Genomic DNA, 10,402 nt, shown 5'->3' on the forward strand with positions numbered 1-10,402 from the left:
TACGCAACGGTGTCGAACCCGGGTGTCAGTCCTCGCCCAGATAGGCCTTGCGGACCGACTCGTCGTGCAGCAGGTCCTGTCCGGTCCCCGACAGGACGATGTTGCCGACCTCCATGACGTGCCCCTGGTCGGCCAGCGACAGCGCCGCCTGCGCGTTCTGCTCGACCAGCAGGATCGTCGTGCCCTGGGACTTCAGCTCCGCGATCGTCGCCATGATCTTCTGCATCATGATCGGCGACAGCCCCATGGACGGCTCGTCCAGCATCAGCAGCTTGGGCTGGGACATCAGCGCCCTGCCCATCGCGAGCATCTGCTGCTCACCGCCGGAGAGGGTGCCGGCGGCCTGCTTGCGCCGCTCGCCGAGGATCGGGAACAGGTCGTACGCCCGCTGGATGTCCTTCTCGATGCCCGGCTTGTCGTTGCGCAGGAACGCACCGAGGCGCAGGTTGTCCTCGATGGTCATGCGCGGGAAGATGTGCCGGCCCTCGGGGGAGTGGGCCAGGCCCAGCGACACGATGCTGTGCGCCGGGATCTTCTTCAGCGACCTGCCGTTGAACCGGATCTGCCCGCCGACCGGCTTGAGCAGCCCGGACAGCGTGCGCAGGGTCGTCGTCTTGCCGGCGCCGTTGGTGCCGATCAGGGTGACGACCTGGCCGGCCTCGACCTTGAAGGAGATGCCCTTGACGGCCTCGATCTTGCCGTAGGCGACCCGCAGGTCCTCTACCTCGAGCAGTGCGGTCATCGGTCGTTCTCCTTGCCGGGCGCGGCGTCGGTCGGGGACTCGGCGTGCGCCTCGGCCGCCTCGACCTCGGCGGCCTCCTCGTCACCGGGCGCGTTCTCGAACGGCTCGCCGAGGTACGCGGCGATGACCCGGTCGTCGCCCTGCACGGTCGCGCTGTCGCCCTCGACGAGCTTCTCGCCCTGCACCAGGACCGCGACCCGGTCGCAGAGGTTGAAGATGAAGCGCATGTCGTGCTCGATGACGAGGACGGCGATGCCCTTGTCGCGGATCTTGAAGACCAGTTCCTCGGTGGTCCGGGTCTCCTGCGGGTTCATGCCGGCCGTCGGCTCGTCGAGCAGCAGCAGCCCCGGCTCGCTGGCGAGGGCGCGCGCGATCTCCAGCTTGCGCTGCTCGCCGTAGGGCAGGTTGCGGGCCAGGTGCTCGGCCTTGCGCTCCAGGCCGACGAACTCCAGGAGTTCCATGGCCCGGGCCCGGGAGGCCGCCTCGGCGCGGTGGAAGCCGGGGCCGCGCAGCAGCGCGGACCACAGGCCCTCCTTGGTGCGGGTGTGCCGGCCGACCAGCACGTTCTCCAGGACCGTCATGTTCGCGAACAGCCGGATGTTCTGGAAGGTACGGGCGATACCGGCCGCCGTGACCTTGAAGGACTTCGGCGGCAGCACCTGGCCCTTGTAGCGGACCTCGCCCTCGGTGGGGATGTAGAGGCCGGTCAGGCAGTTGAAGAAGGTGGTCTTGCCGGCTCCGTTGGGGCCGATCAGACCGACGATCTCGCCGCTGTTGACGGTGAGGTTCACGTTGCGTACGGCGGTCAGGCCGCCGAAACGCATGGTCACGCCACGTGCGTCGAGCACGGTCTCGCCGGGGTCGGTGGCCCCGGACGCGGCGCCCTGGACGGTGGTGTCGGTGGTCATCGTGGTCACGCCCCTGCCTTGGTGAGGACGGCGGGCGCTTCGGCATCCTCGTGGAACTCGAGCTGGCGGCGCCGGTTGGGGATGAGGCCCTCCGGACGGAAGCGCATCAGCAGGATGAGCGCCACGCCGAAGGCGAAGAGCTGGTAGTCGCCGAGGAACTGCAGCTTGGCCGGGATCAGGTAGAGCAGGGACGCGCCGACCAGCGGGCCGGAGATGGTGCCCATGCCGCCGAGCACCACCGCGGCCAGCAGGAAGGCCGAGTTGGGCGGCACGACGTAGGCGAACTGGTACTGCTCCGGGGTCACCGTGTAGGTGACGTGCGCCTGGACCGAGCCGGAGAGACCGGCGAGGCAGGCGCCCAGGGCGAACGCGATCAGCTTGACCCGGAAGCCGTTGATGCCCATGGCGAGCGCGGCGGTCTCGTCCTCGCGGATGGCGACCCAGGCGCGGCCGATGCGGGAGTCACTGCTGCGCCGGAAGACGATGACCACGATGAGCGTGATGATCAGCATCAGCAGCAGGTAGTTGGCGAACCGGCCGATGGTGGAACCGAGGATCTGGTGTTCGGCGCCGAAGTCGAAGCCGAGGATGTCCAGGTTCGGGATCGAGGAGATGCCGTTGGAGCCGTTGGTGACGTCCGGGCCCGAGGTGCCGTCCAGGTTGAGGACGGTGATACGGAAGATCTCACCGAAGCCGAGCGTCACGATGGCCAGGTAGTCGCCGCGCAGTCGCAGCGTCGGCGCGCCGATGACGACACCGAAGACCATCGCGACGGCCGCGCCGAGCAGCGCCGACGCCCAGAACGGCCACTGCACGTGCAGCGGCGAGGACGGCGAGCCGGAGACCAGGGCCGCGGTGTAGGCGCCGACACCGAGGAAGGCGACGTAACCGAGGTCGAGCAGGCCGGCGAGGCCGACGACGATGTTCAGGCCCAGCGCGACGGTCGCGAAGATCAGGATGTAGACGCCGATCGTCGCGTACTGGTCGTTGGACTGGGTGAACGGGAAGGCGGCGGCGGCCAGGAAGGCGCCGGTCATGGTGATGTTCCGGTGCTTCCCGGTGATCGCCGAGACCCGGGCCACGATCCCGGCCTTGGAGAGGGCGGCGAAACCGAAGCCGGCCGTGAGGAGGAAGCCGATGAACAGTTCGTCGTACGAGGTGCCGACGCCGTAGCTGAAGACGATCAGGCCGACGGCCATGGCCGCGACGATCACCAGGATCTCGGCCCAGGAGGGCAGCGGGCGGCCCGGGGCCGGCGCCTTGGCGGCGAAGGACGCGCGGAAGGTGCTCCAGTTCTGCCGGGACCTGTGCCTGAACAGCTCCCAGCCGGTGTCGTCCGGGTCGACCGGGTCGGGCTCCGGCCGCTCGAACGGCAGGGCCAGCGCGCCGACCAGGGCGGCGAGCGTGGCGATCGCGACGACGAAGCCGCCCGGGTCCAGGTTGACCACACCGCCGAGCTCGTCGCTGATGGCGATGACGGTGTACCAGGCGGTGGCGAAGGTGCCCAGCGCGGCCATCTTCAGCGCGCTCTCGGCACTGCCCGGCGTCAGCGCGCCCAGGCCCCGCACGCCGTAGGAGGCGAGTCCGAACAGGGTGGTGAGGAGGCCGCCGATCAGGACCAGGACCTGCAGGCCGCCCGGGTAGCCGTAGACCGTGAGGTCACCGGGGAACGCGGAGGTCCAGGTCCAGGACATGAACGTGGAGACGACGGCGAGGGCGCCGCCGCCGGTGGCGAGGGCCCGGCCCAGCGGGGCGGGCAGACCGATGAGGCCGGAGGCGGCGGGCGCGGGGGCGCTCTCGGTCTCGGGGGACCCCGGGGTCTCGGGGGTCTCGGATGCGGTGGTCTCTGTGGTCATCGGTGTCACGCCCTGTCCGCGACGCGTTCGCCGAGCAGACCCTGTGGCCTGAACAGCAGTACGAGGATGAGGAGTACGAACGCCCAGACGTCGGCCCAGGACTGGCTGCCGAACTGGCCCATGCCGGGGATGTCCGAGATGTAGGCGGTCGACAGGGCCTCGGCGACGCCGAGGACGAGTCCGCCGAGCATGGCGCCGTAGATGTTGCCGATACCGCCGAGGACGGCCGCGGTGAAGGCCTTCAGACCGAGCAGGAAGCCCATCTTGAAGTCGATCTGGCCGTACTTGAGGCCGTAGGCGACACCGCCGACGGCGGCGAAGGCGGCACCGAGGGCGAACGCGATCACGATGATGCGGTCGGTGTTGACGCCCATCAGCTTCGCGGTGTCCGGATCCTGGGCGGTGGCCTGCATGCCCCGGCCGGTGCGGGTGCGCATCACGAAGTAGGCGAGGAAGGCCATGCTGAGCGGGGCCACGACCACCAGGAAGATGTCACCGGTCTGGATCGTGACGTTGCCGATGTTGAAGGGGCCGCCCGGGATGGTCGGGAAGGTGCGGGCGGACTTCGCCTCGGGGTACCAGGCCCACACCGCCTGCTGGAGGGCCAGGGAGAGGCCGATGGCGGTGATGAGGGGGGCGAGACGCGGGGCGGTGCGCAGTGGACGGTAGGCGAACCGTTCCGCTCCCACGGCGACCAGGACGGCCACGATGATCGCGCCCACCAGCATCAGCGGCAGGGCCACCCACATCGAGGTACCGCCGGGCAGTACGTACGCGTAGACCGTGAGTGCGCCGAAGGCGCCGGTCATGAAGATCTCGCCGTGGGCGAAGTTGATGAGCTGGACGATGCCATAGACCATCGTGTAGCCGATGGCGACCAGCCCGTACATGGATCCCAGTAGCAGGCCGTTGACCAGCTGCTGCGGCAGTTCGTTCACCGCATGTCCTCCGAGACGTTCGGAAAGTTCGACGGATGAGGCCGGATGCGAGTCCGCGCGGGGCGCCAGTGGAACAGCGCCCCGCGCGGCTCGGTGCTGCGGCGGGTGTGGGTCAGCTGCTCGGCGTGTACGTGCCGGAGGTAGCGGCCTTCCAGGCCCCGCCCGTGACCTTGTAGACGGTGAGCTGCTTGTTGGTCGCGTCACCGTACTCGTCGAAGGAGACCTTGCCGGTCACACCGTCGAAGGAGACGTTCTGCACCGCGGCGGTGATCTTCGCGCGGGCGTCGGACGGCAGCTTGCCGCCGTTGTCGTCGACGACCTTCTTCACGGCCTCGATGATCGACCAGGCCGAGTCGTAGGAGTAGCCGCCGTAGGCGCCGTACGCCTCCGTGTAGCCGCCGGCCTTGTAGTTGGCGACGAACTCCTTGGCGGAGTCGAGGGTTTCGACCGGGGCGCCGACCGAGGTGGCCATGTCGCCGGTGGCCGCGGTGCCCGCCAGCTTGATGAAGTCGTCGGCGTAAATGCCGTCACCGCCGACCAGCGGGATCTTGGCGCCCGCGGCCTTGAGCTGCTTGCTCAGCGGACCGGCCTGCGGGTACTCGCCGCCGTAGTAGACCACGGTGGCGCCCGAGTTCTTCACCTTGGTGACGACCGCGGAGTAGTCCTTGGAGTCGGGGTTGATGTGCTCGGTGCCGACCACCTTGCCGCCGAGCTTCTTGAACTCGTCGGTGAAGGTGGCGGCGAGGCCGGCGCCGTAGGTCTTCTTGTCGTCGATGATGAAGGCCTTGGTCAGCTTCGCCGTGTTGTACACGTACTGCGCGGCGTACGGGCCCTGGATGGCGTCCGTGGTCGCGGTACGGAAGTACGACTTGTACGGACGCGCCTTCGTCGTCTGCCAGTTGTCGCCCTGGGTCAGCGCCGGGTTGGTGTTGGCCGGGGAGACCTCGACCAGCTTGGCGTCGTCGAACACCTTCTGCATCGACTGGGCGACGGAGGAGTTCAGCGGGCCGACCACGCCGTAGACGTTGTTGTCGCTGACGAAGGCGGAGGCGTTGGCCTGGCCGGAGGAGGGCTGGGCCTGGTCGTCCTTGGCCTCGATCTTGAAGGTGACGCCGTCGACGTACTTCTTCTTGTTGGCCTGCTTGACCGCCAGGTCCACCGAGTTCTTGATACCCAGGCCGAGCGCGGACAGGTCGCCGGTCAGCGGGGCGTCGACGCCGATGGTGACCGTGGTGCCACCGCTGCCCGAGTCGGAGCCCTTGTCGCCGCTGTCGCGCGAGCCGCAGGCGGTGAGGGTGAGTGCTCCCGCTGCCAGAGCTGCGGTGATGGCGATGAGCGAACGTTGACGCACGATCAGTCCTTTCCCCTGAACAACCGCATCCCCGTGGAAACGGTCGAGTCGGGCGCCCTGTCGAAGTGAAGATTTCAACGGCGCCGTGACTGGCCGTGACTCTAAGCGGGCTGAGGGAACGTGGAGGAGGGTCTGACCGATGCTGTGACGCTCTTGTTATGACACGAGGTAATGCAGAGCGGTACATGGTGTCGAGAAGAGTGGAATTCAGGCCGATTCGCTCCGTCCGCATGGTGAGAACCCGCAGGACCCGCCGTAATCGGATCAGGCGTCTCGGGGCTTTTGGTGATTACTCGAAGCGCTTACCGGCCGTTGCTGCAGGCGACTTTCAGGGCGCGTGACAGGTGTTGTGCGTAGCGGGACCCCAGGATGAAACTCTGTACTTGTATTGCGCGCGTATTACGCAGAGTTACGTCCAGGAAAGGAAGTCCGGCGTCCTTCGGAACCGTCGCACAGTCGGTCACATGCATGGTTATCGTGACGTCGCGCGGCGAGCCCGCCTTCGTCCGGAAGGGGACGCGGGGCGTCTCGGTCAGTGAGAGGCCGGCGTAGGGCTGGCTGATCCGGTCCACGGTGACCGGTGGTCCCTCCAGCACGCTCATCCGCACCGCGAAGCTGAAGCTGCGGATCGGGGCGCCGGGCGGAGTGAGCCGGTCGCCCAGGAAGGCGAACGCCACCGTCTGCGCGGGGTAAGGGACTTCGGGCGGCGGCGGGTGGTGCGGCCGGGTCGCGTAGAGGTAGCCGCCCCCGGCCAGCACGGCGGCGGTCACGGCCAGGGCAAGGGCGGCGCGACGCCGGCCGGGGCGCGGGGCAGAGGCGGGTTCCGGCTCGGGGAGGTCCCAGCCGTGGGTGCCCTCGCCCGGCTCGACGGGGCCGATGCCGGTCGTTCCGCTCACTGCCAGGGGCCTCCCGTCGGCGCGCCGTCGCGGTATCGCCCGGTGCAGGCGGCACGCGACCGGCGCTCGATCAACCGGTCGGCGGCAGCGGCACCCTGACGGTGTTTCACGTCCCGCGCGGCGTCCACGACGTCCCGGAGGATCTCGTACTGCCCGTTGGACAGCCCCATCGACTGGTAGTCGCCGTAGGTACCGCTGTCGAGCACCTCGCGCGACCAGTGCGCGACGATCGCGGCGCACAGCGCGGCGTCGGAGGTCGCCGACGGTGACGCCGAAGGTGACGCGGAGTCCGAGGCGGTGTGAGCGGGGGTGCCGGTGGTGCCGGTGGTGCCGCAGCCGGTCAGCAGAGCGAGGCCAAGACCCAGTGCCGTCGCTCCACCCGGCAGGGTGCCTCCTCGCCGTCCCATGCGCCGACGTTAAGGGCGGGGACGGCGGGGGGCAATGGGCCCGTCACCGACGGGCCTCGGCCTTGAGCGGCGGCGGCCGGGGCGCAGCCCTGCGGGGGTTGAAGGTGCTCGGCCCTGCGGGGTCGAAGGTGCCCAGTTTCGGGGCGAGGGTGCTCAGCCCTGCGGGGCCGAGGGTGCTCAGCCCTGCGGGGCCGAGGGCGCGCGGCCCGGCGGAGTCGAAGATGCGCAGCCCTGCGGGGTCGAAGGTGTTCAACCCCGGGGCGAGGGCACGCGGCCCTGCGGGGGCGAAGGTGCTCGGCCCCGGGGTGAGGGTGCTCAGCCCTGGGGTGCGGAGGGGAGCGAGTCGCCCTTCAGGTCGCGCAGCAGGCAGGTGAGTCGGGCCGTGCACACCCGGCGGCCCTCCTCGTCGCTGATCACGATCTCGTACGTCGCCGTGGAACGTCCCCGGTGGACGGGCGTGGCCACGCCGGTGACCAGGCCGGAGCGGGCCCCGCGGTGGTGCGTGCAGTTCAGGTCGACGCCGACCGCGATCTTCGAGCTGCCGCCGTGCAGCATCGACCCGACCGACCCCAGGGTCTCCGCCAGCACCGCGCTGGCCCCCCCGTGCAGCAGTCCGTACGGCTGGGTGTTGCCCTCCACCGGCATGGTGCCGACGACCCGGTCCGCCGAGGCCTCGATGATCTGCACGCCCATCCGGGTGCCGAGGTGACCCGCCGAGAACAGGGCGGGCAGGTCGACACCGAGGGCGGCGTACTCGTCGATGACCTCCTGCGGGAACTTCACTCGCTGCTGCTCGCCCATGGGCCGGCTCCGATCGTCATGCGGCTGTCTCTCTCCGCTGAGCAAACGCTCAGTAGGCCGTCGATTCTTCCAGACGGACTGAGCGTTTGCTCAGATGACGGGCGCCGGCTGCGGCACACCGCTCTCCAGGCGGACCACGACGGACTTGCTGGCCGGGGTGTTGCTGGTGTCGGCGGTCGCGTCGAGCGGCACCAGCACGTTGGTCTCCGGGTAGTACGCGGCCGCGCAGCCCCGGGCCGTCGGATAGTGCACCACCCGGAAGCCCGGCGCCCGCCGCTCCACGCCGTCCTTCCACTCGCTCACCAGATCGACGTACGACCCGTCGGCGACACCCAGAGCCCGCGCGTCCTGCGGGTTCACCAGCACCACCCGGCGGCCGTTCCTGATGCCCCGGTAGCGGTCGTCCAGACCGTAGATCGTGGTGTTGTACTGGTCGTGCGAGCGCAGCGTCTGCAACAGCAGCCGTCCCTCGGGCAGTTCGGGGTACTCGACGCCCGCCGCCGTGAAGTTCGCCTTGCCGGTGGCGGTCGGGAAGCGGCGCTCGTCGCGCGGGCCGTGCGGCAGCACGAAGCCGCCCGGCTGCGCCACACGCGCGTTGAAGTCCTGGAAACCGGGGATCACGCGCGCGATGCGGTCGCGGACGGTCGCGTAGTCCTTCTCGAACTCCTCCCAGGGAGTGGCGCTCTCGGCACCGAGCACCCGGCGGGCGAGCCGGCACACGATGGCCGGCTCCGACAGCAGATGCGGGCTCGCGGGCTCCAGGCGCCCGCGCGAGGCGTGCACCATGCCCATCGAGTCCTCGACGGTGACGAACTGCTCGCCGCTGCCCTGGAGATCGCGCTCGGTGCGGCCGAGCGTCGGCAGGATCAGCGCCCGCGCACCCGTCACGACGTGCGAGCGGTTGAGCTTCGTCGACACGTGCACGGTCAGCCGCGCCCGCCGCATCGCCGCCTCGGTGACCTCCGTGTCGGGGGTGGCGGAGACGAAGTTGCCGCCCATCGCGAAGAAGACCTTCGCCTCGCCGTCGCGGAGCGCGCGGATGGCCCGGACGACGTCGAAGCCGTGCTCACGCGGGGGCGCGAAGCCGAACTCCTTCTCCAGGGCGTCCAGGAAGGCCGGGGCCGGGCGCTCGAAGATGCCCATCGTGCGGTCGCCCTGCACGTTCGAGTGGCCGCGCACCGGGCACACGCCCGCGCCGGTGCGGCCGATGTTGCCGCGCAGCAGCAGGAAGTTGACGACCTCGCGGATCGTGGGGACCGAGTGCTTGTGCTGGGTCAGACCCATGGCCCAGCAGACGATCGTGCGCTCGGAGGCGAGCACCATGCGCAGCGCCTCCTCGATCTCCGCGCGGGCGAGACCGGTGGCGGCGAGCGTCTCGTCCCAGTCGGCGGCGCGGGCGGCCTGGGTGAACTCCTCGTAGCCGTGGGTGTGTTCGCGTACGAACTCCTCGTCGACCGCGCCCTCGGTCTCCAGGATCAGCTTGTTGAGGAGCCGGAACAGGGCCTGGTCGCCGCCGATCCGGATCTGCAGGAACAGGTCGGTGAGCGCGGCGCCCTTGAGCATGCCCTGGGGGGTCTGCGGGTTCTTGAACCGCTCCAGGCCGGCCTCCGGGAGCGGGTTGACGCTGATGATCTTCGCGCCGCCCGCCTTGGCCTTCTCCAGGGCCGACAGCATGCGGGGGTGGTTGGTCCCCGGGTTCTGCCCGGCGACGACGATCAGGTCGGCCTTGTAGAGGTCTTCGAGCAGGACGCTGCCCTTGCCGATGCCGATGGTCTCGCTGAGCGCCGTGCCCGAGGACTCGTGGCACATGTTGGAGCAGTCCGGCAGGTTGTTGGTGCCCAGCTCGCGTGCGAACAGCTGGTACAGGAACGCGGCCTCGTTGCTGGTCCGGCCCGAGGTGTAGAAGACGGCCTCGTCGGGGGAGCCGAGGGCGGCGATCTCCTCCCCGATGATGTCGAACGCACGCTCCCAGCCGACCGGTTCGTAGTGGGCGGCGCCCTCGGCGAGATACATGGGGTGGGTGAGCCGGCCCTGCTGGCCGAGCCAGTAGCCGCTGCGGTGGTGCAGATCGGCGACCGGGTGCTCGGCGAAGAACTCGGGCGTCACCCGGCGCAGGGTGGCCTCCTCGGCGACGGCCTTGGCGCCGTTCTCGCAGAATTCGGCGGCGTGCCGGTGATCGGGCTCCGGCCAGGCGCAGCCGGGGCAGTCGAAGCCGTCCTTCTGATTGACCCGAAGCAGCGTCAGCGCGGTGCGCCTCACCCCCATCTGCTGCTGGGCGATGCGCAGGGTGTGCCCGATGGCCGGCAGCCCCGCGGCCGCGTGCTTCGGCTCCGCGACCCGCGGCGCGTCCTGGACCGGGTCCCCCTTGGGCGGCTTCGTCGCCATCGCATCTCCCTCTACGCCGGCACCAGTGCCCTGTGCATCGGAATACTCGCACGCGCCGCCGACAGCGATCGAGGGCGGTCGGCCGAGGGCGCCGGAACCGGTGCCCGCGCTGTCGGCC

10 protein-coding genes are annotated in these 10,402 nt (G+C 69.8%); all 10 read right to left on the reverse strand.

Going from position 1 to position 10,402, the window contains the following annotated elements; all coding sequences use genetic code 11:
* Positions 1–25: 25 nt before the first annotated feature.
* On the reverse strand, positions 26–742 hold the full coding sequence (locus ACWDGI_RS25770) for an ABC transporter ATP-binding protein (protein ID WP_450762756.1): 717 nt from the start codon (positions 740–742) through the stop codon (positions 26–28).
* On the reverse strand, positions 739–1,650 hold the full coding sequence (locus ACWDGI_RS25775) for an ABC transporter ATP-binding protein (protein WP_450763194.1): 912 nt from the start codon (positions 1,648–1,650) through the stop codon (positions 739–741). Before ACWDGI_RS25775 ends, ACWDGI_RS25770 begins: the two co-directional genes overlap by 4 nt.
* Before the next feature lie 5 nt (positions 1,651–1,655).
* Positions 1,656–3,506, reverse strand: coding sequence for a branched-chain amino acid ABC transporter permease (locus ACWDGI_RS25780; protein ID WP_450762758.1), 1,851 nt, complete (start codon positions 3,504–3,506; stop codon positions 1,656–1,658).
* A gap of 5 nt (positions 3,507–3,511) precedes the next feature.
* Positions 3,512–4,444: a branched-chain amino acid ABC transporter permease gene (locus tag ACWDGI_RS25785; RefSeq protein ID WP_450762760.1), complete on the reverse strand. Its 933-nt coding sequence runs from the start codon at positions 4,442–4,444 to the stop codon at positions 3,512–3,514.
* A 112-nt stretch (positions 4,445–4,556) separates the two neighbouring features.
* Entirely contained in the window at positions 4,557–5,795 is a 1,239-nt protein-coding gene (locus tag ACWDGI_RS25790) for a branched-chain amino acid ABC transporter substrate-binding protein (RefSeq protein WP_450762762.1), read from the reverse strand.
* A gap of 302 nt (positions 5,796–6,097) precedes the next feature.
* Positions 6,098–6,691, reverse strand: coding sequence for a Tat pathway signal sequence domain protein (locus ACWDGI_RS25795; RefSeq protein WP_450762764.1), 594 nt, complete (start codon positions 6,689–6,691; stop codon positions 6,098–6,100).
* Positions 6,688–7,098 (reverse strand): hypothetical protein, encoded by a 411-nt coding sequence (locus ACWDGI_RS25800; RefSeq protein WP_450762766.1) that lies wholly within the window; start codon positions 7,096–7,098, stop codon positions 6,688–6,690. Before ACWDGI_RS25800 ends, ACWDGI_RS25795 begins: the two co-directional genes overlap by 4 nt.
* Before the next feature lie 43 nt (positions 7,099–7,141).
* Positions 7,142–7,351 (reverse strand): hypothetical protein, encoded by a 210-nt coding sequence (locus ACWDGI_RS25805; protein ID WP_450762768.1) that lies wholly within the window; start codon positions 7,349–7,351, stop codon positions 7,142–7,144.
* A gap of 62 nt (positions 7,352–7,413) precedes the next feature.
* Positions 7,414–7,899 carry a PaaI family thioesterase gene (locus ACWDGI_RS25810; RefSeq protein WP_360482037.1) on the reverse strand — a complete coding sequence of 162 codons (486 nt, stop codon included), beginning with the start codon at positions 7,897–7,899 and terminating at the stop codon, positions 7,414–7,416.
* Between the two features lie 90 nt (positions 7,900–7,989).
* Positions 7,990–10,284: an FdhF/YdeP family oxidoreductase gene (locus tag ACWDGI_RS25815; RefSeq protein ID WP_450762770.1), complete on the reverse strand. Its 2,295-nt coding sequence runs from the start codon at positions 10,282–10,284 to the stop codon at positions 7,990–7,992.
* Between the last annotated feature and the right edge of the window lie 118 nt (positions 10,285–10,402).

The sequence above is a fragment of the Streptomyces sp. NPDC001220 genome, assembly GCF_053597895.1.